The following is a 23,218-nucleotide window of genomic DNA, read 5'->3' as shown; positions in this document are numbered from 1 at the left end:
ATCGGTTCCCGATCCGATCGTGTGTTTGGCTTCTGTGTCAATTCGTGACCTGAACGCCACGGGACCGGTACGGCCCGTGAAGGTACGTGATCACTGCCGGTCCCATGAACTTCCGTCCTCGCCGTCGCCGATCCAGTCGATCTGGATGGCGTCGTCCTCGAGCCACATGCGGAACGCGTAGCCGAGGAAACAGTCGGCGTCGCTCTCCTCGTCGACGATGACGTCGGGACCCATCACGACCTCGTCGCCGTCCACCTGGACGAGGTGATTGCGCCAGGTGCACTTCATCTGCCCGCCGTCCTGGGTGTAGGTGACGAGCTGGTCCCCGACGGCGCCCTGCTCCACGACGACGGTGGTCGTGCCCTCGTCGCCGTCGTCCTGGTTGGCCCACTCACCGCCGTAGGTGCCGAGAAGCTCGGCCGGCATGTCCTCGCCGTCGGACGGTTCCGCCTTGTCGAGGGTGGCGCTCTGGCTGCTGTACGCCCACTCGACGGTGGTGCCGTCCGCGGAGAGCGCGAGGCGCTGGGGGGTGCGGTTGTCGCGGCACGCCTCGTCCCGCTGGCTCGCCGGGACGCTCTCCCGTGAGTCCTCGGTGAACTCCAGCTCGTCGCCCGCCGACTCCAGCTCCATGTCGAACGTGCAGAGCGTGCTGGGCGTGAGGACGGTCGCGGTGCCGATCGTGTCGCCCACCGATCCCTTCTCGATCTCGAAGCGCAGGAGCTTCGTCGAATCGTCCTCGGCCTCGTACTCGCCCTGCCAGACGCCGACGTACTCCTCGGCGACCTCACCGCCGGCGCCGGACCCGTTCGCCGCGATCGCGATGCCCGCCACCACCGCGACGGCGGCCACCGCCGCGCCCAGCGCGAGCGCCGTCCGGCGGCCGTTCCAGCGCCGCGACCCGCCGCCGGCGCGGGGGGCGACGGAGTACGGCGCGCTGCCGGTCGGACCGAACGTGCCGGTGACCCCGGACAGCGGCGCGGACGTCACGTACGCCGGGGAGGGATGCGCGTACGGCGACGGCACCTGCCGCGGCGTGAACGGCGCCTCCGTCCCGGCCGGCCGTGACGGCGGCGTCGGGTTCGGGTCGCGGACGGCCTCGTGGCCCGTGCCGCTGTCGGGTCCCTCCGAGTCGAGGAGCTCGACGGCGTGCCGGCCGAGCTGCGCGATCAGCGGCGCGGGCAGCCACGGCTCGTCGCCGTCGTCCGGCGCCGTCAGGCTCTCCAGCTCGTCCAGGGACGGCCGGCGCTCCGGCTGCTTCGCGAGGCACAGGCCGATGATGTGCCGCAGCGGCTCGGGCAGGCCCTCGAACCGCGGCTCCTCCTCGGCGATGCGGAACATCAGGATGTGCACCCCCGAGTCGAGGGCGCCGAACGGGGTCCTGCCGGTCGCCGCGTACGCCAGGAGCGACCCGAGGCAGAACACGTCGCTCGCCGGTGTCAGGGTGCCGCCGCGGACCTGCTCGGGGGACATGAACCCCGGCGAACCGACCGTCGCGCCGGTCCTGGTGACCCCGCCGGACATGGTGTCGAGGGCGCGGGCGATGCCGAAGTCGATGACGCGCGGGCCGTCGATCGTCAGCAGCACGTTGGACGGCTTGAGGTCGCGGTGGACGAGGCCCGCGCCGTGGATGGCGCGCAGGGCGTGGACGAGACCGTTGGCGAGCAGGGTCGTACTGCGGACGGGGAGCGTGCCGAACTGGCGGCTCACGACCTCGTGCAGGGACGGGCCGGCGATGTAACCGGTGGCGACCCAGGGGGAGTCGGCCTCCGTGTCGGCGTCGAGGACCGGCGCCGTCCAGCGGCCGCCGACGCGCCGGGCCGCCGTGATCTCCATCGCGAACCTGCGGCGGAAATCCGGCTCCAGGGCCAGCGACGGGCGGATCGTCTTCACCGCGACGGTCCGGCCGCGCTCCGAACGCGCAAGGTAGACCTGGCCCATGCCGCCCGAGCCCAGGCGGGCGATCAGGCGGTAGTTCCCTATTCGGTGCGGGTCGTTCGGCGACAGCCGGTCCATGTGCGGCGTTCCCCCGGTGGCTCAGTTCTGTTTGCCCCACTGAGGATAGAGGGGAGGGGGCGGCGGCGTACGCCGCATCCGTGTGGCGGGTCGGGCGGCGGCGCGTTCGACGGCGGCCGTGAGCCGTTCCAGGGCGCGCGCGGCGTCGGCGAGCCGTTCCCCGCCGCCCAGTTCGGCGGCCAGGCGGTGCGCGTACGCGGCACGGTGCGGCGCGGTGCGGCCGATGGCGGCGCGTCCTAGGGCCGTCGGGGTCAGGAGCCGCGCGCGGCGGTGCGCCGGATTGGGCTCCCAGGTGGCGAGACCGTCCGCCACGAGCAGATCCGCGGTACGGCGCACGCTCTGCCGGGTGATCCCGAGGGTCCGCGCGATGCCGGCGGCGGTCTGCGGCGCGCCGGCGACGGCGCCGATGACCTGCCACCGCGCCGCGGTCAGCCCCGCGGCCCCGGCCAGTTCCCCGCAGACGGCCAGGACATGACCGGCCAGCCGGAGTGCGGCGAGCGCCGTCCTGTCGAACCCGGCGGCGCCCGCGTCCCCGTCCACCGCGTCACCCGCGCCACTCCCCGTCACGCGCAGCAACCTGTCATGACGACAGCATGCTGTCAACCGGATCACGCGCTGTACCCTGGGCTGCCGTGATTCGACGGAACACCCTGCGGGAGCAGCTCGCCGACGCCCTGCGGGAGGAGATACTCGCCGGACGCCTCGGCCCGGACGGCGAGTTCACGGTGCGGGAGATAGCGGAGCACTACGGCGTCTCCGCGACGCCCGTGCGCGAGGCCCTCGTCGACCTGTCGGCCCAGGGCCTGCTGGACGTGGAGCAGCACCGCGGCTTCCGCATCCGGCAGTTCTCCGCCGACGACTACCTCGCCATGATCGACGCGCAGACCCTCGTGCGCGACGGCGTCCTCGCCGGCGGGCCGGTCCGCGACCCGCGGCTGGCCGGCCCCGACGCGTTCACCTCCATACGCCGCCGCGCCGCTGCCGCCCGCCAGGCCGCCGAGGCGGGCGACCTCGACATCCTCATCGGCTACGACCTCCGCTTCTGGCGCGAACTCGACGCGCTCCTCGGCAATCCGCACATCGGCGAGTTCCTCGACCGCATGCGCGTGCGGTGCTGGGCGTTCACCGTGCCGTTCCTGCGGCGCGCGCCCGAACTCGTCCACGAGCTGTGGACCGGCCACCTCGACCTCGCCGACTCCGTGGAGCGCGGCGACCGCGCCGACTCCGAGCGCATCCTCCGGGAACACCGCGCCCACGCCCTCCGCCTCGCCGAACGCCTCACCGCCGCCCGGCCCGGGACGTGACCCCGCCCACAGGCCCTACCCTGACGGTACGCACACCCCCGCTCAGCCGTGCCCGCGCCGTCGCGACCGAGAGTGAGCCGTTCCGTGGCCTGTGACCTGTGGCTGGTCCCCCTCGTCGATGTGCTGTGCCACAGCCCCGACAACCCGTTCGCCGACGAACTGGCCGAGTACGACCGGGCGCTCACGGAGGCGGGCGCGCCCCCCGTCCCGGTGTACGGCTACGTGCCCGGCATGTCCGGCACGGTCGCGCCCGTCGCCGGCTTCGACTACACGGCGCTCCATCTCCTGCGCCGCGCCCACCTGCTGAACCTCAGCGGCCTGCCCGTCACGCCCGTCACCGGACTGGACGGCGACTACCAGCAGGTGCTGGAGATGTTCGAGAGCGCCGCACGCGGGTCGCACCTCGTCTGGCACTTCGACCACGCGGGCGCCTACGTCCCGGTGGACTTCCCCCGGCCCCTGGAGAACGAGGCGCTGCTGGCCGGCGGCGGGCCGCTCGGGTCGAGCCACGGCCTGCTGCGGGAGCTGGAAGCGGTCGCCCCGGTCCTGGACATCGACCCCCTCAACCCGCCTCCCGCGCCGGAGCCGCCGGCGGGACCCACCGCCCTGGACGAGCCGGCGGCGGCCCCGGCGGCGGACGGCCCGTTCGCCCGGGAGCGGCACGTCTGGCTCGGCCTGCACGCCGCGGCCACCCGCAGCCTGGCCCAGGGCTCGATGATCGTCTTCAGCTGACGGCCGGTCACCCGGTCCCGCCGCGGCCCTGCTCCGGGGCCGCTGCCGCGGCATCGTCGGCCGCAGGTCCGGTTCCGTGCCGGGACGGGCGCGCCGCCCCTGCTCCCTGGGCGCCGGCTGCGCGCCGGCCGCCCTCGGCGGCAGCGGTCCCGCGGACACCGCGCCGATCTGCCGCGCCCACTCCGCCGTCTCCGCCCGCACCACCGCCGTCACGTCCTCCGAGAAGGCCCGCAGCAGCCCGACGCACCGCTCCACCGTCTCTCCGGGCAGCTCGTCCGGGCCGGCCCCGAGGGTCTCGGCGGCCCACTCGTAGCGCAGGAGCTCCAGGCGCTCCCGCACCGCGAGCGCCGCCGTCACGTCCCGCAGCCAGGCCGACGTGAGCCCGAGGTGCCGGTCGCAGGCGAGGCACACGGCCGCCCCGAGCAGCGCGAGGTGCCCGGCGCGCTCCAGGTGCAGCAGGGGCAGTGCCGCGCCGGCCGCCGCGCCGAGCACCGTGCCGAGGCGCAGCAGCCGCGCGGCACGCCGTTTCCGCCGCTGGTCCGCCTGGTACCTGGCCAGGGCGCGCAGGCCCTCGGCCTCGGCCCGCGCGTACAGCCCCGCCAGGTCCCCGGCGGACGGGACCGCGCCGCCCGCGGGCTGCCTCAACCCGTGCCCGCTCACCTCTCGCACCTTCCGACGCACCGCTCCGGTCCCCGTTCCGGCATGTTTCTCTCATGCCGGGACCGGTCCTCGCGGACCGGGATGATCGCGGCTTCGGCGGCAAAGCGCCCGGAAGCGGCGGCACGTCAGCTATCAGGCAAGCCGACGGCTCACCCGAAAGAGTGAGCACGGGGAGTCCGCCGTTAGGCTGCATCCGTGAACATCCTCGTCATCGGCGGCGGCGCCCGCGAGCACGCCCTCTGCCACGCCCTGTCCGCGGACCCGGCCGTCAGCGCCCTCCACTGTGCCCCGGGCAACGCGGGCATCGCCGCGGTCGCCACCACCCACCCGGTGGACGCGCTCGACGGCGCGCAGGTCGCGGCGCTGGCCCGCCGGCTGGACGCCGACCTCGTCGTCGTCGGCCCCGAGGCGCCACTGGTCGCCGGTGTCGCGGACGCCGTGCGGGCGGCCGGCGTGCCGGTGTTCGGCCCGTCCGCCGAGGCGGCCCGCCTGGAGGGCAGCAAGGCGTTCGCGAAGGAGGTCATGGCCGCCGCGGGTGTGCCGACGGCCCGCTCGTACGTGTGCGTCACCCCGGCCGAGGCCGACGCGGCGCTCGACGCGTTCGGCGCGCCGTACGTCGTGAAGGACGACGGGCTCGCGGCCGGCAAGGGCGTCGTCGTCACCGACGACCCGGCCGTGGCCCGCGCCCACGCGCGCGGCTGCGACCGCGTCGTCGTCGAGGAGTACCTGGACGGCCCCGAGGTGTCGCTGTTCGCGGTGACGGACGGCGAGACCGTCGTCCCGCTCCAGCCCGCGCAGGACTTCAAGCGCGCCCACGACGGCGACGAGGGGCCGAACACCGGCGGCATGGGCGCGTACTCGCCGCTGCCCTGGGCCGACCCCGGCCTGACCGACGAGGTGCTGCGGACCGTCCTCCAGCCGACCGTGGACGAGATGCGCAAGCGCGGCACGCCGTTCTCCGGCCTGCTGTACGCGGGGCTCGCGCTGACCTCGCGCGGGGTGCGCGTCGTCGAGTTCAACGCCCGCTTCGGCGACCCGGAGACGCAGGTCGTCCTCGCCCGGCTGCGGACGCCGCTCGCCGGGCTGCTGCTGGCCGCGGCCACCGGGACGCTGGCCGACCAGCCGCCGCTGCGCTGGAGCGACGAGGCCGCCGTCACGGTGGTCGTCGCCGCCGAGGGGTACCCGGCGGCGCCGCGCGCGGGTGACCCGATCGAGGGACTCGACGAGGTCGCGGGCGAGGACGGTCCGGAGGCGTACGTCCTGCACGCCGGGACCCGCCGGGACGCCGAGGGCCGCGTCGTCAGCGCGGGCGGCCGGGTGCTGTCCGTGACGGCCAGGGGTGCCGACCTCACGGCCGCCAGGGAGCGTGCCTACCGCGCGGTGGGCCGTATCCGGCTGGCCGGCTCCCACCACCGCACGGACATCGCCGCCCGCGCCGCTGCCGGCTGACCCCCGGGGGACGGTCCGGCCGTATGTCCGGCTCTGCCCAAAGCCCCACCATCGAGTGACGTTCGGCCGACCGGCTGACGGGCCTCCCGTGCCCAACTAGGGTGCGGCGCAGTGTCATTCGCCGTTTCCCGTTCCGTGACCCACCGCGATCGGATCACTGCGCGTTGCGTTGTCGGTGCGCGGTGCGACAGTGGGACACAGGAGCGGGCGGCGTCGGGACAGCGGAGGGCAGGGGCATGGAGCAGCGACATACGCGCACGCGGGGAGCCGGGCACTCCGCGCGGGACCACGCGCTGGCCGTCCTCCGCGCGCGGAACGGCGCGCTCGCCCTCGCGCTGCTGCCGGCCGCCGTCGCGGTCGTCCTCGCGGTGACGGGCGCCGGTTCCCCGGCGCTGCTCACCGGGGTGGCGGCCCTGGCCGCCGCGGTCCTCGCCCTCGGTGCCCTCACCGGCCTGCTCATCGCACGCGCCCGCCCGGCCGTCACCCCCACGATCGAGGTGCCCGCGCACGCCGCGCCCGCCCTCCACCGGCTCATACGCGAGCTGGCCCACCGCATGGACGTGCCCGTGCCCGGCGGCATCGCCCTCGCACCCGACTGCGACAGCTGGCTGGAAGAGCCGCACGGGCCCGCCGCGGCGGCGGCGGACGCGCCCGTGCTGGTCATCGGATCGCCCTTCCTGTGGTGGCTCCGGGTGGACGAGCTGCGCGCCCTCATCGCCCCGGTCGTCGCGGGCACGGGTCCCGCCGCCCACCCCGACATCGCCGCGGCGCGCCGCTGCGTCCGCGCCTGGGACGCCATGGTGGGCGCCGCACCGCCCGGCACCCCGTTCGCGCGGCAGCCGGCCCGCGCCTTCGCCGGGCTGGTCGCGCGGACGCTCCTGCGCCTGTCCGCCGAGCACGCCGCCGGGATGGAGCGGGGCGTCGCCCTCGCCGCCGCCGACCGCGCCCAGGACGTCGAGCCGGCCCTGCGCCAGGCCGCGCAGGAACAGGTGGCCCTCGCCTACGCGGGCTGGGACCGGCTGCTCACCCGGGTCGCGCTCCCGGCCTGGCGCATAGGCCGCTGGCCGCGCCGGCTCGACGCCGGGGTGGTCGCCGCCCTCACCGAACTGTCCCGCCGCGACCGCCTCGCCGAGGGGTACGCCGCCCGGCTCGACGACCGCCCCGCGTGCGACCTGCTGGAGGAGCCCGGCGCGGTGGACGAGGCCGTCTCCCTCCTGGCCGCGCGGCTGTACCACGGCGCCGACACCGAGCACGACCCCGCGCACGCCCCGCACGACGCCGGGCGTGACACCGCGCAGGCCGCGGACCACCCGGGCGGTCACGGGTCCGCCGCCGGGCGCCGCACCTCAGCCCCGGCCACCGTCCGGCGGCCCCGGCACGGCGTCGCCGGCGGCTGGCTCCCCGTCGACTGGGCCGGCTACCCGGAGGAGGTCGTGGACCGCATCTGGCGCGACCGCGCCGCCCGGCTCTTCGACGCCCTGGACGCCGCCGAGACCCCGACGCTCGCCTGCGCCCTCCAGCGCCTCGCCGAGGCCGCGGCCCGCGACGGCACCGACGCCCTCGCCGCCCGGCTCGGCGCCGCGGCGGCCCGCGCGGAGGCCGCCCACGCGTCCCGCGTCCCGCTGCCGGGCGCCGCCGCCCTGCCGGCGCCGCCCCCGTGGCAGGCCCCGGCGGGCCGCGACCTGCTCGCCGAGCACGTCACGGCCGTCGTCTGCTGCGCCGCCGCCGACACGACGGGCGCCGCCCCCGGCCTCGACTGGCTGGACGGCCCGGTCCTCCTGGCCGGCGCCGGCGGCCCCCGGGACAAGGACCTCTCGGCGCCGGTCCGCCGGCTCCTCGACGAGGGCGACCCCGGTCCGCTGCGCGACTGGCTGGCAGGCGCCGGCGTCCGCCCCGACAAGCCCGTCCGCCTCGTCTGAGAGGACGACCGCACCCGCGCCACGCGCGACGACAGCACACGAGGGACGGCAGCACGAGGGGACCGACCACCCGGGGCACACCCCGGACGCACACAAACGAACCGCAGCCACCCGACAGAGGGCGAAACGTCGGCCGAATCCGGCCGATTTCCGTCTCGGGAGGGCTCGACACACTTCACGCTTGGCGCCACTATCAGGCAACCACCTCCGGTCAACCCCGCGAAACCGTCGGTGATCGGGCGCTGCCGGATGTGATGTGCTGATGACGGCACTGACCGGGCGGAGGTGCAGGGAGGGGAGCTTGACAGAAGGTACGGAGCGCATCGGACGCTGGGAGTCCGGCAGCGCGCTCACGCACGCCGCGGCCGATCCTTACGGGCAGGGGCCGCTGCCCTGGCTCCGGGGCAACGGCCACTACCGTCCCAGTGCCCACGCGGTACCGGGCCAGCCCGCGGGCCCGGACACGGCCGACGACGTGAGCTGCCAGATCAAGGGCTTCGTGCCCGACGGCGCGGTGGAGCCGGGCAAGCCGCTCGACTTCCACGTCACGGTGAACCCGCCGCAGGAGTTCACGATCGCCATCTACCGCATCGGCCACGTCGGCCAGGGCGGGGCGCGCCTGCTGATGCACAGCCCCAGCCTCATGGGCACGCAGCAGATGGCCCCGCTGGTCGCGGGCCGCGCCGTGTCGTGCCACCACTGGTGGCTGGCGTGGCGGCACCAGGTGCCCACCGACTGGCGGCCCGGCGCGTACGTCGCCGTCCTCACGACGGCGGACAACCGCTTCAGGTCCCATGTCCCCTTCACCGTTCGCGACGGCCGGTCCGCCGACCTGCTCCTCGTCCTGCCCGACGTCACCTGGCAGGCGTACAACCTCTTCCCCGAGGACGGCCGGCACGGCGCCAGCCTCTACCACGCGTGGGACGAGACGGGCCGGCTGCTGGGCGAGTCCGAGGCGTCCACGACCGTCTGCTTCGACCGCCCCTACGCGGGCGCCGGGCTTCCCCTGCACGCGGGCCACGCCTACGACGTCATCCGCTGGGCCGAGAGCCAGGGCTACGACCTGGCCTACGCCACCGCCCGCGACCTGCACGCCGGCCGCGTCGACCCGGCCCGCTACCGGGGCATCATCTTCCCCGGCCACGACGAGTACTGGTCCGTCCCCATGCGCCGCGCCGCGGAGCGCGCCCGCGACGAGGGCACGTCCCTCGTCTTCCTGTCCGCGAACACCATGTACTGGCAGGTCACCCTGAACCCGCTGCCCGCCGGCGCCCCCGACCGGCTCCTGGCCTGCCGCAAGCGCCAGGGTCCCGGCCGTTCCCTCCTGTGGCGCGAGCAGGGCGACCCCGAGCAGACGCTCCTCGGCATCCAGTACACCGGCACCGTCCCGTACCCCCAGCCCCTCGTCGTGCGCAACGCCGATCACTGGCTGTGGCAGGGCACGGGCGCCGCCGAGGGCGAGGAGATCCCCGACCTGGTCGCCGGCGAGGCCGACCGCTACCACCCGCGCACCCCGCTGCCCGAGTCGGAGAGCCGCGTCCTGCTCGCCCACTCCCCGTACACCGACGCGGCGGGGGCGCGCCGCCACCAGGAGACGTCGCTCTACCAGGCGCCGAGCGGCGCGTGGGTGTTCGCGTCCGGCACCTTCGGCTGGTCCCCGGCGCTCGGGCGGCCCGGCCACATGGAGCACCGCGTGCAGCGCGCCACCGCCAACCTCCTCAACCGCATCTGCAAGCGCGACTGACCCCGCGGCACCGGCCGGCCCCGGTGCCGCGATCCGGGCGAACGCCGCACGTCCGCCCGTACCCGGTCACCGCGGCCCGCCGCCCTGCGCGAGAATGGACCGCGCCGATCACCGCTCAGCAGCCAGGAGGCTCCGTGCCCGGATTCGTCGAGAAGCCCGATCCCGTGGAGGTCCCCGGGCTGGTGCACCTGCACACGGGCAAAGTCCGCGACCTCTACCGCAACGAGGCGGGCGACCTCGTCATGGTCGCCAGCGACCGCGTCTCCACGTTCGACTGGGTCCTGACCACGGAGATCCCCGACAAGGGCCGCATCCTCACGCGGCTGTCGCTGTGGTGGTTCGACCAGCTCGCCGATCTCGTCGACAACCACGTGATCTCCACCGACGTGCCGCCCGGTGCCCCCGCCGACTGGGAGGGCCGCACCACCGTCTGCCGGAACCTCGACATGATCCCCGTCGAGGCCGTCGCCCGCGGCTACCTCACGGGCTCGGGGCTGAAGGAGTACGAGCGGGACAGCACCGTGTGCGGGCTCGCCCTCCCCCCGGGCCTCGTCGACGGCTCGGAGCTGCCGGCGCCCATCTTCACGCCGGCCACCAAGGCGGCCGTCGGCGACCACGACGAGAACGTCAGCTACGAGGAGGTCGCCCGCCGCGTCGGCGCCGAGACGGCAGCCCAGCTCCGCCAGACCACCCTGGCCGTCTACGGGCGGGCGCGGGACATCGCGCGGGACCGCGGGATCATCCTGGCGGACACGAAGTTCGAGTTCGGCCGCCCGGCCGGCGCGGGGGACGACGCGCCGCTCGTGCTGGCCGACGAGGTCCTGACGCAGGACTCGTCGCGCTTCTGGCGGAAGGACGAGTGGCAGCCCGGCCGCCCGCAGCGCGCCTACGACAAGCAGTACCTGCGGGACTGGCTGACGCGCGAGTCCGGCTGGGACCCGGACGGCAGCGTGCCGCCCCCGCCGCTGCCCGAGGAGATCGTGGAGCGCACGCGGACCACGTACACGGAGGCGTTCCGCCTGCTGACGGGGATGCCCTGGGACTGAGCCCGCCGCACGGCGCGCGCCGGACACGGATCCGGCGCGCGCCCACGGGCGTTCACCGCGGGCGCGGTACAACGACGAAGAGGCCGCCTCCCCTCGGGGAGACGGCCTCTTCGGACCGAGCGGACGACGAGATTCGAACTCGCGACCCTCACCTTGGCAAGGTGATGCTCTACCAACTGAGCCACGTCCGCACTGGCGACCACTGTACCCCATCCGGGGAGGGGTACGAGCGGTTGGAGCGGGTGACAGGAATCGCACACTGCGCCTCCCCCTTGGAAAGGGGGTGTTCTACTACTGAACTACACCCGCGCGACCTGGGGTTCCGGCCTTTCGGCCTCGCCCCTTCGGCGTGTTCCAGACTCTAGCCGATCACCCCGGGGTGATGGCAAATCGGCCCCGGGGGCGGTCGGCGGACGCGGCGTCAGGCGTCGGCGTGCGCCTCGTTGAAGGCGTCGTAGACCTTCTTGGGGAGTCGGCCGCGCGCGGGGACGCCGAGGCCGTTCGACTCGGCCCAGGCCCGCACGGCCCTGGGGTCGGGGGCGACCGAGGTGCGGGTGAACGGGCGCCCGGACCGCGCCTGCTTGCGGCCGGCCTCGACGTAGGGGGCGAGGGTGGTGCGGAGCTTCTCGGCGTTGTGGGCGTTGAGGTCGATCTCGTACGTCTTCCCGTCGAGCCCGAAGGCGACCGTCTCCTGCGCCTCCCCGCCGTCGATGTCGTCGGAGAGGGTGACCACTACACGCTGTGCCACGGATATCGGTCCTTCCGGGAGATTCGCGCGGATCGCGACGCGGGTGCCGGGCGCTCCCATAGTTCGCGGGTCTGTTTCTTTAATTTGTACCGCGCGGGGACCGGTAATGCGAAGGGGAATTTCCGATCGCGGGTCCGCCGCAACCGGGACCCTACTTTTTCTTTCCCGTTTACAGGAGGGGTTTGTGGGCTCGATACCTTAACGTGACCAAGAAGCCCGCGGGGAAGCCTGTGGCCCGGCTTGCGCTACTCGCGTAGATTTTTCCGCCCGGTAGGCTGTCGCTGCGTCCAGCGCACGCACCGACAGCACCGCAACACCACCACCGGGAGTACCAGTGGCTCGCGTCGTAGTTGACGTCATGCTCAAGCCGGAGATCCTCGACCCGCAGGGACAGGCGGTCCAGCGCGCCCTGCCACGGCTGGGCTTCGAGGGGGTCACCGACGTCCGCCAGGGGAAGCGTTTCGAACTCGAGGTCGCCGGGCCGGTCGACGAGGCCGCCCTCGAGCGCGTCCGCGAGATGGCCCGCACCTTTCTCGCCAACACCGTGATCGAGGACTTCCGGGTCCGTGTCGAGGAAGAAGAGGCGGTCCGGTGACCACTCGTGTGGGAGTCGTCACATTTCCGGGTTCCCTCGACGACCGGGACGCGCAGCGCGCGGTAAAGCTGGCCGGTGCCGAGCCGGTCGCCCTGTGGCACGGTGATAAAGATCTCCGCCAGGTCGACGCGGTGATCCTGCCCGGTGGATTCAGTTACGGCGACTATCTGCGCTGCGGCGCGATCGCGCGTTTCTCCCCGGTGATGGAAACGGTTGTCGAGCAGGCGCGCGCGGGTCTGCCGGTCCTCGGTATCTGCAACGGGTTCCAGGTCCTGTGCGAGACGCACCTGCTGCCCGGCGCCCTCACCCGCAACGACCACCTCCACTTCATCTGCCGCGATCAGCGCCTGCGCGTGGAGAACGCCGCGACCGCCTGGACCGCCGACTACACGGCCGGCCAGGAGATCACCGTCCCGCTGAAGAACGGCGAGGGCGGCTATGTCGCGGACGAGCGCACCCTGGACGCGCTGGAGGCCGAGGGGCGTGTCGTCTTCCGCTACCTCGGCGGCAACCCCAACGGCTCCCGCCGCGACATCGCCGGCATCACCAACGAGGCGGGCAACGTCGTCGGCCTCATGCCCCACCCCGAGCACGCGGTCGAGGCCCTGACCGGCCCCACCACCGACGGCCTGGGATTCTTCACCTCGGTTCTCAGGAAGCTGGTCGCCTGATGTCCCTGGACACCGTCAAGCACGCCGCCGACACCCCCGACTCCCCGCAGCCCTGGGCCGAACTCGGCCTCAAGCGCGAGGAGTACGACCGCGTCCGGGAGATCCTGGGCCGCCGTCCGACCGGTGCCGAGCTGGCCATGTACTCGGTCATGTGGTCCGAGCACTGCAGCTACAAGTCGAGCAAGCCGCACCTGCGGCAGTTCGGCGAGAAGGCCCCGCACAGCGACGCGCTCCTCGTCGGCATCGGCGAGCAGGCGGGCGTCGTGGACGTCGGCCAGGGGTATGCGGTCACCTTCAAGATCGAGTCGCACAACCACCCGTCGTACGTCGAGCCGTACCAGGGCGCAGCGACGGGCATCGGCGGCATCGTCCGCGACATCATCGCGATGGGCGCCCGGCCGGTCGCCGTGATGGACCCGCTGCGGTTCGGCGCCGCCGATCACCCGGACACGCGCCGCGTGCTGCCGGGTGTCGTCGCCGGCATCGGCGGCTACGGCAACTGCCTTGGCCTGCCCAACATCGGCGGCGAGGTCGTCTTCGACCCCTGCTACCAGGGCAACCCCCTCGTCAACGCCCTGTGCGTCGGCGTCATGCGGCACGAGGACATCCACCTGGCCAAGGCCTCCGGAGCGGGCAACAAGGTCATCCTCTACGGCGCCCGTACCGGCGGTGACGGCATCGGCGGCGCCTCGATCCTGGCCTCCGAGTCGTTCGACGACGCGAAGCCCAGCAAGCGTCCCGCGGTGCAGGTCGGCGACCCGTTCCAGGAGAAGCTGCTCATCGAGTGCACGCTGGAGGTCTTCGCCGAGGGCCTGGTCACCGGCATCCAGGACCTGGGCGCGGCCGGTCTGTCGTGCGCCACGTCCGAGCTGGCGTCCAACGGCTCGGGCGGCATGCGGGTCGACCTCGACACCGTGCCGCTGCGCGACTCCTCGCTGACGCCCGAGGAGATCCTCATGAGCGAGTCGCAGGAGCGCATGTGCGCCGTCGTCGCCCCCGAGCACGTGGACCGCTTCCTGGAGATCTGCGCGAAGTGGGACGTCATCGCCACCGTCATCGGTGAGGTGACGGACGGCGACCGGCTGGAGATCTTCTGGCACGGCGAGCAGATCGTGGACGTCCCGCCGCGCACCGTCGCGCACGAGGGCCCGGTGTACGACCGCCCGCAGGCCCGCCCGGACTGGCTGGACGCGCTGCGTGCCGACGACCCGGCCGCGCTCGCCCGCCCGGCCGACGCGGAGGAACTGCGCGCGCAGGTCCTCACGCTGGTCGGGTCGCCGAACCAGGCGGCCAAGTCGTGGATCACCGCCCAGTACGACCGTTACGTCCTGGGCAACACGGTGCTCGCCCAGCCCGAGGACAGCGGCATGATCCGCGTGGACGAGGAGACGGGCCTCGGCGTGGCGCTCGCCACCGACGGCAACGGCCGCTACGCCAAGCTCGACCCGTACGCGGGCGCGCAGCTCGCGCTGGCCGAGGCGTACCGCAACGTCGCCGCGACCGGCGCGCGCCCCCTCGCGGTCACCGACTGCCTGAACTTCGGCTCGCCCGAGGACCCGGCCGTCATGTGGCAGTTCGCGGAGGCCACCCGCGGCCTCGCGGACGCCTGTCTGACTCTCGGCACGCCCGTGACCGGCGGCAATGTGTCGCTGTACAACCAGACGGGCGACGCGGCGATCCACCCGACGCCGGTCGTCGGTGTCCTCGGTGTGATCGACGACGTGGCGCGGCGCACGCCGATGGCGTTCTCCGAGCAGGGGCAGCTCCTCTATCTGCTGGGTGACACGGCGGATGAGTTCGGCGGGTCGGCCTGGTCCCAGGTCGTGCACGGACACCTGGGCGGGCTGCCGCCCCGGGTGGACCTGGAGCGGGAGCGCCTGCTCGGCGAGATCCTGATCTCCGCCTCGCGCGACGGCATGATCGACGCGGCGCACGACCTGTCGGACGGCGGCCTCGTCCAGGCGGTGACCGAGTCGTGCCTGCGCGGCGGTCAGGGCGCGCGGCTGGTTGTGCCGGACGGTCTCGACGCGTTCACCTTCCTGTTCTCGGAGTCGCAGGGCCGCGCGGTCGTGTCCGTGCCGCGCAGCGAGGAGATCCGGTTCACCGACATGTGCGCGGCGCGCGGGCTGCCCGCGGCACGCATCGGCGTGGTGGACGGGGACGCGGTGGAGGTGCAGGGCGTGTTCACCATCTCCCTCGACGAGATGCGGGCGACGCACGAGCGCACCCTGCCGGAACTGTTCGCCTGACCTGACCTGACCGGCCGGTCGGGTCGTCGCCGGGGCCATCCGCTCTTCGGGGCGGGTGGCCCCGCCGCGTTCCGGTGGCCGCGGCCGCTCAGGCGGGTATGGAGGAAGCGGCGACCCGGTCGAGGAAGCGGCGCTGCGACCGCGTCTCCACAGCCTTGGCGGCGTACACCGTCCGCACCCACGCGATCGCCTCGGCGGGGGGCGTCCCCCGGAGCACGGCAAGCGCGGCCAGGGCGGTGCCGGTGCGTCCGCGCCCGCCGCCGCAGGCGACCTCGACCCGCTCACCGCGCTCCACGCGCGCCAGCGCCTCGCGGAGCCGGGCCATCGCCTCCTCCGGCCGGCGGGGCGCGGAGAAGTCCGGCCAGTCGATGCGCTCGTGCGGCCAGGGCGGGGTCCACGGCCGCAGCCCCACCAGCCGCCGGCCGTAGAGACCGGGGCGATCGAGCGGATGCCCCAGCAGGTACAGGCCGAACTGCGGCGGCGGGTCCGGGATCCGCGCCGCGCGCAGGCCCCGCGCCAGGACCGTGCCGCCCCCGGGAAGCCCGACCGTCCGCGGCGTCGCCCCGCCATCGGCCGTCGTGTCAGCGCTCATCCGTCCTCACCCCTCGTGATGCGTCGCCTTCCTTGTGGCACCACGGTAGGAGTCCGACGGCCGGGCGGACCATGAGGCTGCCCTCAAAGAAAGGCTGCGGAAAACCTCAGTACCCCACTATTTGGGCAGTTGTCTCCCGTTTCGTCCTCTCGGCGGTGGCTACCCGGCGCGGGACACAGGTTCGTACGGCACGCGTACGGACGCCGTGACCTGGGAGGACACGAAGCGCCATGAGCGACACCACCACGAACCAGGCCCGCCAGAAGGCCGCGGACGCGGCGGGCACCGCGCGCGAGGAGGCCCGGGACGTCGCCGGGCGCGGGCGCGAGACGGCCATGTCGGCGGCGCGCGAGTTCGGCGACCGGGTCGCCGACGAGGCGCGCGGCCAGGAGCGGAACGCCACCAGGACCGTGCGCCGGTGGGCCGACGACCTCGCGGCCATGGCGGAGCACGCGCCGCAGGACTCCCCGGCGCGCGGCCTCGTCGACCGGGCCGCCGACACCGGCCGCCGCGCGGCGGACTACGTGGACGAGAACGGCATGTCGGGCGCCGCCGATGAACTGCGCCGGTTCGCCGCACGGCGGCCGGCCGCCTTCCTCGGCGGCGTGGCGCTGGCCGGGTTCGCGCTCGGCCGCCTCGCCAGGGCCGGCAAGGCACAGGCGGGGAGCGACGGCTCCGGCGCGGCAGGTCCTGACGGCGGCCCCGACACCGGCCCGCGCCCCTGACCGGCGCCCCGCGGCGCGTACCCGGATCCAGCGAGGAGGAGCACACACGATGAGCAACTCGGCCGATCACATCCGGAGCGAGATCGAGGCCACCCGTGCCCGGCTCAGCGACGACCTCGACCGCCTCGCCGACCACGTCGGCCCGCGCGGCATGGCAAGGCGCGGCGGGCAGCGGCTCCGCACCACCGCCTACGGTCTGCGGGACCGTGCGTCCGGCGCCGCCGGTTCCATGTCGGGCACGGCCCAGCGGGCCGGCGGCCACGGGCGGGAGGCCGCCCAGGACACCGCCCACCAGATGCGCGACCGCGCGGGCCGCGCCGGCAGCACGGCCCGCGAGACGCCGGGCATGGCCGCCGAGCGGACCCGGGGCAACCCGCTGGCCGCCGGCCTGATCGCCTTCGGCGCCGGCCTCGTGGCCGCGGCCCTGCTGCCGCCGTCGCAGACCGAGCAGGACGCCGCGTCCCGGCTCTCCGACCGCGCCGGCGACTACGCGGGCCCGGTGCGGGACGCCGCCCGCGAGTCCGCCCGCCATCTGCGCAACGACGCCACGGCCACGGGCATGCGCGCCGCCCGCGACATGCAGCGGACGGCGAGCGACGCCGCACGGTCCACGCGGGACCGGGTGCGCCAGGGCGGCCCGCAGGAGCGGCCGAGCCCCGACGGTCACGGTCCCGACGGCGACGGGCCGCGCGACCACGGCGTCTACGGCGACTGGGAGCGGTGAGCCGGCCGGCCGCCGCCGGGCCGCCGAAGGGACCCGGCGGCCTGCCCGCCTCCGCGTGGCGCACGGCGCTCACCCGTACGGTGAAGGCGTTCAAGGCGGCGAACCTCGGTGACCTCGCCGCCGGCCTCACGTACTACGCCGTCCTCGCCATCGCCCCGGCGCTGCTCGCGCTCGTCTCGGTCCTCGGCCTGATCGGCCGTCCGGCGATCGACGCGCTCAAGGACAACGTGGCGACGCTCGCGCCCGGCTCGGCCCGGGACGTGCTGACGACGCTGCTGGACGAGCTGGGCAGCCGCCGCGGTCAGGCCGGTGTCGCGCTGGTGATCGGCGTGGCGCTGGCGCTGTGGTCGGCGTCGGGGTACGTCGCGGCCTTCATGCGGGCGTCGAACACGGTGTACCGGATGCCGGAGGGCCGGCCCGTGTGGAAGACGCTGCCCGTGCGGGTCGGGGTGACGGCGGTCCTGGTCCTCCTGGTCGCGCTGATGTCGGTGGGCGTCGTGTTCACCGGCGCCCTGGCACGTCGCGCCGGACAGGTGCTCGGCCTCGGCGACACGGCCGTGACGGTGTGGAACATCGCCAAATGGCCCGTGCTCGCGATCCTCGCCGTCCTGGCCGTCGCGATTCTGTACCGGTTCGCGCCGAACGTGCGCCACGGCTGGCGCTGGGTGACGCCCGGCAGCCTGTTCGCGGTGCTCGTCTGGGCGGTCGCCTCGGTGGCGTTCGCCGTGTACGTGGCGAACTTCGGCAGCTACAACAAGACCTACGGGAGCCTCGCGACCGTGGTGATCTTCCTGGTGTGGTTGTGGATATCCAACATCGCGCTCCTCCTCGGTCTCGCGTACGACGCCGAACTCGAACGCGCACGCGCCGAACAGGCGGGCCACCCACCGGACGAGGAACCCCACACGGAACCCCGCGACACGCGCGGCTTCTCCTGACCCCACCCGCCCGCGACAGGGCGGACGACGATTCCGCCGGCCCACCACGCCGGCGGAATCGTCGTCCCGTGTCAGGCCGGGAACGGTGACCGCCTTCCGCACGCGCTCGGTGGCGCCTTCATGACCGATGCCCGGTGAGGAACGGTCCCGAGGGAGCCCACCCGTGCCGCGGCGACGCGCGGACGCCTCCGGTGCCTCGCCAGGATCCCGCCGTTCACCCCGGACATCCGCACAGCGGGGAGCGCCGCCAAGGCCTGCCGCAGGCCGGAGCCCCCGGGCCGCCGCCCGCCCGACCGCGCGCGGAGCGGCCGTCACCGAACAAAAAGGGACCGCCCGCCCCCGAGGGGACGAACGGTCCGGTCGGACCGGGCGGCGGCGCTTGTCTCAGTACCCCGCGCGCGTCTCGTAGCGCGGCCCGAGATCCGGCCGGTCCACGCCCTGCAGCTCCGTCACCAGCCGGTGCACGGTCACCAGGTCGTGCAGCGCCACCCGCGTCCGCTCGTCCGGCAGCCCGGCCGTCCGCGCCACCTCCGTCGCGTACACGGCCTCACCCCCGTGCCGGCGCTCCGCCTCGCCCAGCGCGCCGAAGACGCGCGCGTGGTCCGCGCCGTACTCGCGCTCGTCACGGCCGGTGAACGTCCGCCCGGGCGGCGGCAGGGGCGGCTCCGACGCCTCGCGCTCGTCGGCGCGCCACGCCGCCATCTCCCGCTGCTTGCCGCCGAACGGCTCCGAGCCGCCCCGCTGCTTCGACGCGCCGGTCGTCGCCTTGCGCTCACTGGGCCGCTCACCGGCCCGTTCCGCCTCGCGCGCGGCCATCCGCCGCTGCTCCTCGTTGCCCTCGACCTTCTTGCCCATGCCGGGTCACCTCCTCAACGCTGGTACGTACCCGTCAGCGTGCCGCTGGCAAGACCCCGCGCGTCCAGCACGCGGCGTGCCTCGGCCGCCGACACATCGTCCGGCAACGTCACGTCCGCCGGCAGTGCGTACAGGCGGAACTCGTACCGGTGCGCCGGGTCGCCGGGGGGCGGCTGCGGGCCGTCCCAGCCCCGGTCGCCGAACCCGTTCGGGTGCGCCGACCCGCCGTCCGGCAGCTCACCGGCGGCCGTGCCCGCGCTGGTCGGGTCGATGTCCGTGACCAGCCAGTGCAGGAACGTCCCGCCCGGTGCGTCGGGGTCCTCGCACAGCAGTGCCAGTGCACGTGTGCCGGGCGGGGGCCGCGACCAGTCCAGCGGTGGCGACACGTTCCCGCCGCCCCGCGCGTGGCGCTCGGGGACCGGCGCGCGGTCGTCGAACGCGGTGCTTCGCAGTTCCATTGCCGTCATGGGTCCGGGGTACCCGGCGCTTCCCCGGGTGATGCGGCGCCGGCGGGGACGATTCGGCCCCCGACGGGCCTTTCCGCCCGGCCCGTTCCCCTGTCCCGGCGGCGTTCGACGTAAGCTCCGTCGTATGTCCGGTGCCGTCCGGCGCAAGCCTCGCGCCTACCACCCCGACCGGGTCCGTGACGCCGTCCTCGCGCAGGTGGAGGCCGTGCGGCTCGCGGCCCACGAGCTCACGCCAGAACAGCGCGCGAAGGCCCCGCGCCTCCCCGAGCTGCTCGGGCACCTCGCCCGCCAGATCGACGCCCTGCCCCGCCTCCTGGCCGAACCGGCACCGCGCGCGATGCGGCCGCAGCTCGACATCACCGGCTGGGTCCTCGCCACCGTCCACGAGGAGCGGGACGCGGCCCCCGTCGACGCCATCGACGCCGCCGCCGAGGAGGTCGAGGCCGTCCTGGAGACGGGCGTGCGCGAGGACCTCCTCGTGCCGCACCACCTCGGCGCCATGCGGGCCGTGGACCTCACTGTCACCCGAGTGGTGGAACTGGTCCTCCACAGCGACGACCTCACGCGCGCCACCGGGCACCACGTCCAGCTCGACCGTACGGCCCTCGCCATCACGACCCGGGTCCTCGCCGACGCCCTGGCCGCGAAGGCCCCCGGCTCGTCCACGGAGCTGCGCGTGCCGCCGTTCGCCGCCGTGCAGTGCGTCGAGGGGCCCCGGCACACGCGCGGCACCCCGCCGAACGTCGTGGAGGCCGACCCGCTCACCTTCCTGCGCCTGGCCACCGGCCGCACCGCGTGGGACGCCGCCGTGACCGCGGGGCGACTGCGGGCGAGCGGCGAGCGGTCGCGCGCCCTCGCGGCGGAACTGCCCGTGCTCGGCTGACAGCACGCTGTCCCCTATGGGGCATGTCTCACCTTCCGGGGGTTCTCCGCGCCCCCGTCACCTGGCCTAGACTCGGGATCGTGCGTGGTGACGGACGACTCAACCACGACCTCGACCCCGGCGAACGGGCACCCAAGGACGCATGCGGCGTCTTCGGTGTCTGGGCCCCGGGCGAGGAGGTCGCCAAGCTCACCTACTTCGGCCTGTACGCGTTGCAGCACCGTGGCCAGGAGTCCGCGGGCATCGCGGTGAGCGACGGCTCGAAGATTCTGGTGTTCAAGGACATGGGCCTGGTCTCCCAGGTCTTCGACGAGACCTCCCTCGGGTCGCTGCCGGGGCACATCGCCGTCGGCCACACCCGGTACTCGACGACCGGTGCCCCGACCTGGGAGAACGCCCAGCCGACGTTCCAGGCCACCGGCCACGGATCGATCGCCCTCGGGCACAACGGCAACCTCGTCAACACCGCCGAGCTCGCCCGGCTCGCCGCCGCCCTCCCCGGCGGCCGCGGCCCGCGGCACCGCGTGGCGGCGACGAACGACACCGAGCTCGTCACGGTCCTCCTCGCCGGCCAGACCGACCCGGAGACCGGCACGCCGCTGACCGTGGAGGAGGCGGCGCCCCGCGTCCTCCCGCAGGTCAAGGGGGCCTTCAGCTTCGTCTTCATGGACGAGGAGACGCTCTACGCCGCCCGTGACCCGCAGGGCATCAGGCCGCTCGTCCTCGGCCGCCTGGAGCGCGGCTGGGTCGTGGCCTCCGAGACGGCGGCCCTCGACATCGTCGGCGCCTCCGTCGTCCGCGAGGTCGAGCCGGGCGAGCTGATCGCGATCGACGCGAACGGTCTCCGCTCCAGCCGGTTCGCGGAAGCGAAGCCGAAGGGCTGCGTCTTCGAGTACGTCTACCTCGCGCGCCCCGACACCGACATCGCCGGGCGCAACGTCTACCTCTCCCGCGTCGAGATGGGCCGCCGCCTGGCCGCCGAGGCGCCGGCCGACGCCGACCTCGTCATAGCCACGCCCGAGTCCGGCACCCCCGCCGCCATCGGGTACGCCGAGGCCAGCGGCATCCCGTACGGCTCCGGGCTCGTGAAGAACGCGTACGTCGGCCGGACCTTCATCCAGCCGAGCCAGACCATCCGCCAGCTCGGCATCCGCCTCAAGCTGAATCCGCTGAAGGAAGTCATCCGGGGCAAGCGCCTCGTCGTCGTGGACGACTCCATCGTCCGGGGCAACACGCAGCGCGCCCTCGTCCGGATGCTCCGCGAGGCCGGCGCGGCCGAGGTCCACGTCCGGATCAGCTCGCCGCCCATCAAATGGCCGTGCTTCTTCGGCATCGACTTCGCGACCCGCGCCGAGCTGATCGCGAACGGGCTGTCCGTCGAGGAGATCGGCAGCTCGCTCGGCGCCGACTCCCTGGCGTACATCTCCCTCGACGCCATGGTCGAGGCCACGACGATCGCCAAGCCGGACCTGTGCCGCGCCTGCTTCGACGGCGAGTACCCGATCGATCTGCCCGATCCGGCGGTCCTCGGCAAGGACATCCTGGAGCAGCCCGGCACGTCACCGGCCCTCCTCGGCGGCGCCGGCGCGAGCGACGCGCTGCGGCGCCCGTGACGCTCCGCGTGCCCCACCGCACCGCCCCCGCGCAGCAGCCGGGGACCCCCACCAGCAGGAAGATCCGATGAGCACCGACAACGCGCCCGCACCGGGCGGCGTCAGCTATGCCGCGGCAGGCGTCGACATCGAGGCCGGCGAGACCGCCGTCGAGCTGATGAAGAAGTGGGTGGCCAGGACCCAGCGGCCCGAGAGCGTCGGTGGTCTCGGCGGCTTCGCCGGCCTGTTCGACGCGTCCGCGCTCAAGGGGTACCGGCGGCCGCTCCTCGCCTCGGCGACCGACGGCGTCGGCACCAAGGTGGCCATCGCGCAGCGCATGGACGTGCACGACACGATCGGCCACGACCTGGTCGCGATGGTCGTGGACGACCTGGTGGTCTGCGGCGCCGAGCCCCTGTTCATGACGGACTACCTGTGCGTCGGCAAGGTCCACCCCGAGCGGGTCGCGGCCCTGGTCAAGGGCATCGCGGAGGGCTGCGTCCTCGCCGGCTGCGCCCTGGTCGGCGGTGAGACGGCCGAGCACCCGGGCCTCCTCGGCCCCGACGAGTACGACGTGGCGGGCGCCGGCACCGGTGTCGTCGAGGCCGACGCCGTGCTCGGTCCCGAGCGGGTCCGCGCGGGTGACGTGCTGATCGCCCTCGGCGCCTCCGGCCTCCACTCGAACGGGTACTCCCTGGTCCGGCACGTGTTCTTCGACCTGGCCGGCTGGACCCTGGACCGGGAGGTCCCGGAGTTCGGCAGGACCCTGGGGGAGGAGCTGCTGACTCCGACCCGCATCTACGCGCTGGACTGCCTCGCGGCGCTGCGCGCGGCCGAGGTGCACGCGTACGCGCACATCACGGGCGGCGGGCTCGCGAACAACCTGGCCCGCGTCGTCCCCGACGGGCTGCACGCCGTCGTCCGCCGCGACACCTGGACGCCCGCACCCGTGTTCGACGCGGTCGCGCGAGCGGGCGGTGTCGCGCCGGAGGAGCTGGAGCGCACCCTGAACATGGGCGTCGGCATGGTGGCCGTCGTCCCACGGGACGCCGTGGACACGGTGCTCGCCACCTTCGCCGGACGCGGGGTGCCCGCCTGGGTGGCGGGCGAGGTCGTCCCCGCCGGTGACGGGACACCCGGCGGCGGCGCGTCCCTGACCGGCAGCCACCGCGCGTGACGGAGTGGCCCGGCGTGACGGCGGCGGGCAGCACTGAACCCGGTCCGGGAAGGCCCGGACCGGGTCATGCGGTCACCCGAGGGTGGGGTCGTGTGCTTCCGCCGTCACAGGAGCAGCCGAACGCGGAGCCCGGAG

The 23,218-nt window shown here is 74.4% G+C and carries 22 protein-coding genes and 2 tRNA genes; 16 read left to right on the top strand and 8 right to left on the bottom strand.

Annotation, left to right across the window (positions count from 1 at the left end; genetic code table 11):
* Positions 1 to 90: 90 nt before the first annotated feature.
* Complete coding sequence (locus EMA09_RS13270; protein ID WP_240796377.1) at positions 91 to 2,013, bottom strand: serine/threonine-protein kinase; 1,923 nt, start codon at positions 2,011 to 2,013, stop codon at positions 91 to 93.
* Positions 2,014 to 2,034: 21 nt separating this feature from the next.
* On the bottom strand, positions 2,035 to 2,580 hold the full coding sequence (locus tag EMA09_RS13265) for a MarR family winged helix-turn-helix transcriptional regulator (protein ID WP_240796376.1): 546 nt from the start codon (positions 2,578 to 2,580) through the stop codon (positions 2,035 to 2,037).
* Positions 2,581 to 2,606: 26 nt separating this feature from the next.
* Here EMA09_RS13265 and EMA09_RS13260 point away from each other — a divergent pair, with 26 nt between their 5' ends.
* The 7 genes from EMA09_RS13260 to EMA09_RS13230 all read left to right on the top strand — a co-directional run bounded on the left by EMA09_RS13260 (position 2,607) and on the right by EMA09_RS13230 (position 10,867).
* Positions 2,607 to 3,317 carry a GntR family transcriptional regulator gene (locus tag EMA09_RS13260; RefSeq protein WP_129841255.1) on the top strand — a complete coding sequence of 237 codons (711 nt, stop codon included), beginning with the start codon at positions 2,607 to 2,609 and terminating at the stop codon, positions 3,315 to 3,317.
* Positions 3,318 to 3,401: 84 nt separating this feature from the next.
* A complete protein-coding gene (locus EMA09_RS13255; RefSeq protein ID WP_129841254.1) occupies positions 3,402 to 4,049 on the top strand; it encodes a hypothetical protein in 648 nt (215 codons plus the stop codon).
* A gap of 76 nt (positions 4,050 to 4,125) precedes the next feature.
* Positions 4,126 to 4,362, top strand: coding sequence for a hypothetical protein (locus EMA09_RS28965; RefSeq protein ID WP_240796375.1), 237 nt, complete (start codon positions 4,126 to 4,128; stop codon positions 4,360 to 4,362).
* Positions 4,363 to 4,904: 542 nt separating this feature from the next.
* Positions 4,905 to 6,158, top strand: coding sequence for a phosphoribosylamine--glycine ligase (purD, locus tag EMA09_RS13245; RefSeq protein ID WP_129841253.1), 1,254 nt, complete (start codon positions 4,905 to 4,907; stop codon positions 6,156 to 6,158).
* Between the two features lie 236 nt (positions 6,159 to 6,394).
* Positions 6,395 to 8,077, top strand: coding sequence for a hypothetical protein (locus tag EMA09_RS13240; RefSeq protein WP_129841252.1), 1,683 nt, complete (start codon positions 6,395 to 6,397; stop codon positions 8,075 to 8,077).
* Positions 8,078 to 8,378: 301 nt separating this feature from the next.
* Positions 8,379 to 9,821, top strand: a complete 1,443-nt coding sequence (locus tag EMA09_RS13235) for a N,N-dimethylformamidase beta subunit family domain-containing protein (protein ID WP_240796374.1) — start codon at positions 8,379 to 8,381, stop codon at positions 9,819 to 9,821.
* Positions 9,822 to 9,955: 134 nt separating this feature from the next.
* On the top strand, positions 9,956 to 10,867 hold the full coding sequence (locus tag EMA09_RS13230; protein ID WP_129841250.1) for a phosphoribosylaminoimidazolesuccinocarboxamide synthase: 912 nt from the start codon (positions 9,956 to 9,958) through the stop codon (positions 10,865 to 10,867).
* A 118-nt stretch (positions 10,868 to 10,985) separates the two neighbouring features.
* On the opposite strand, the gene EMA09_RS13225 is transcribed toward EMA09_RS13230, so the two are convergent.
* From EMA09_RS13225 to EMA09_RS13215, 3 genes are all read right to left on the bottom strand, one after another.
* A tRNA-Gly gene (locus EMA09_RS13225) sits at positions 10,986 to 11,058 on the bottom strand.
* Between the two features lie 43 nt (positions 11,059 to 11,101).
* Positions 11,102 to 11,176, bottom strand: a tRNA-Gly gene (locus EMA09_RS13220).
* A 112-nt stretch (positions 11,177 to 11,288) separates the two neighbouring features.
* Entirely contained in the window at positions 11,289 to 11,615 is a 327-nt protein-coding gene (locus EMA09_RS13215) for an Lsr2 family protein (protein ID WP_129841249.1), read from the bottom strand.
* Positions 11,616 to 11,949: 334 nt separating this feature from the next.
* Here EMA09_RS13215 and purS point away from each other — a divergent pair, with 334 nt between their 5' ends.
* Genes purS through purL form a run of 3 tightly spaced genes read left to right on the top strand, consistent with a single transcriptional unit; the run spans position 11,950 to position 15,130 of the window.
* The gene (purS, locus tag EMA09_RS13210) at positions 11,950 to 12,210 is read left to right on the top strand and encodes a phosphoribosylformylglycinamidine synthase subunit PurS (RefSeq protein WP_129841248.1); all 261 of its coding nucleotides are present in this window, start codon (positions 11,950 to 11,952) and stop codon (positions 12,208 to 12,210) included.
* Complete coding sequence (gene purQ, locus EMA09_RS13205; protein WP_129841247.1) at positions 12,207 to 12,881, top strand: phosphoribosylformylglycinamidine synthase subunit PurQ; 675 nt, start codon at positions 12,207 to 12,209, stop codon at positions 12,879 to 12,881. The genes purS and purQ overlap by 4 nt, the downstream gene beginning before the upstream one ends.
* Positions 12,881 to 15,130 (top strand): phosphoribosylformylglycinamidine synthase subunit PurL, encoded by a 2,250-nt coding sequence (gene purL / locus EMA09_RS13200; protein WP_129841246.1) that lies wholly within the window; start codon positions 12,881 to 12,883, stop codon positions 15,128 to 15,130. Before purQ ends, purL begins: the two co-directional genes overlap by 1 nt.
* Before the next feature lie 88 nt (positions 15,131 to 15,218).
* Here purL and EMA09_RS13195 read toward each other — a convergent pair whose 3' ends face one another.
* A complete protein-coding gene (locus tag EMA09_RS13195) occupies positions 15,219 to 15,722 on the bottom strand; it encodes a protein-tyrosine phosphatase family protein (RefSeq protein WP_129841245.1) in 504 nt (167 codons plus the stop codon).
* A gap of 230 nt (positions 15,723 to 15,952) precedes the next feature.
* Between EMA09_RS13195 and EMA09_RS28355 the strand changes: the two genes are divergently transcribed.
* The 3 genes from EMA09_RS28355 to EMA09_RS13185 are packed head-to-tail and all read left to right on the top strand — an operon-like array spanning position 15,953 to position 18,109.
* Positions 15,953 to 16,447, top strand: a complete 495-nt coding sequence (locus EMA09_RS28355) for a hypothetical protein (protein ID WP_168220722.1) — start codon at positions 15,953 to 15,955, stop codon at positions 16,445 to 16,447.
* Positions 16,448 to 16,496: 49 nt separating this feature from the next.
* Positions 16,497 to 17,171 carry a DUF3618 domain-containing protein gene (locus EMA09_RS13190; protein WP_168220721.1) on the top strand — a complete coding sequence of 225 codons (675 nt, stop codon included), beginning with the start codon at positions 16,497 to 16,499 and terminating at the stop codon, positions 17,169 to 17,171.
* The gene (locus EMA09_RS13185; protein ID WP_240796373.1) at positions 17,168 to 18,109 is read left to right on the top strand and encodes a YihY/virulence factor BrkB family protein; all 942 of its coding nucleotides are present in this window, start codon (positions 17,168 to 17,170) and stop codon (positions 18,107 to 18,109) included. Before EMA09_RS13190 ends, EMA09_RS13185 begins: the two co-directional genes overlap by 4 nt.
* A 384-nt stretch (positions 18,110 to 18,493) precedes the next feature.
* On the opposite strand, the gene EMA09_RS13180 is transcribed toward EMA09_RS13185, so the two are convergent.
* Positions 18,494 to 18,964 (bottom strand): hypothetical protein, encoded by a 471-nt coding sequence (locus EMA09_RS13180; protein WP_129841242.1) that lies wholly within the window; start codon positions 18,962 to 18,964, stop codon positions 18,494 to 18,496.
* A 14-nt stretch (positions 18,965 to 18,978) separates the two neighbouring features.
* Positions 18,979 to 19,422 carry a YbhB/YbcL family Raf kinase inhibitor-like protein gene (locus EMA09_RS13175; protein WP_346655827.1) on the bottom strand — a complete coding sequence of 148 codons (444 nt, stop codon included), beginning with the start codon at positions 19,420 to 19,422 and terminating at the stop codon, positions 18,979 to 18,981.
* Positions 19,423 to 19,555: 133 nt separating this feature from the next.
* Between EMA09_RS13175 and EMA09_RS13170 the strand changes: the two genes are divergently transcribed.
* The 3 genes from EMA09_RS13170 to purM all read left to right on the top strand — a co-directional run bounded on the left by EMA09_RS13170 (position 19,556) and on the right by purM (position 23,083).
* Positions 19,556 to 20,314, top strand: coding sequence for a sterol carrier family protein (locus tag EMA09_RS13170; protein WP_129841240.1), 759 nt, complete (start codon positions 19,556 to 19,558; stop codon positions 20,312 to 20,314).
* 77 nt (positions 20,315 to 20,391) lie between these two features.
* Positions 20,392 to 21,927 (top strand): amidophosphoribosyltransferase, encoded by a 1,536-nt coding sequence (gene purF / locus EMA09_RS13165; protein WP_129844010.1) that lies wholly within the window; start codon positions 20,392 to 20,394, stop codon positions 21,925 to 21,927.
* A 67-nt stretch (positions 21,928 to 21,994) separates the two neighbouring features.
* Positions 21,995 to 23,083, top strand: a complete 1,089-nt coding sequence (purM, locus tag EMA09_RS13160; protein WP_129841239.1) for a phosphoribosylformylglycinamidine cyclo-ligase — start codon at positions 21,995 to 21,997, stop codon at positions 23,081 to 23,083.
* Positions 23,084 to 23,218 lie beyond the last annotated feature (135 nt).

The sequence above is a fragment of the Streptomyces sp. RFCAC02 genome, from assembly GCF_004193175.1.
Lineage (GTDB): Bacteria > Actinomycetota > Actinomycetes > Streptomycetales > Streptomycetaceae > Streptomyces.
This window is presented reverse-complemented; position numbering and strand designations above follow the sequence as displayed.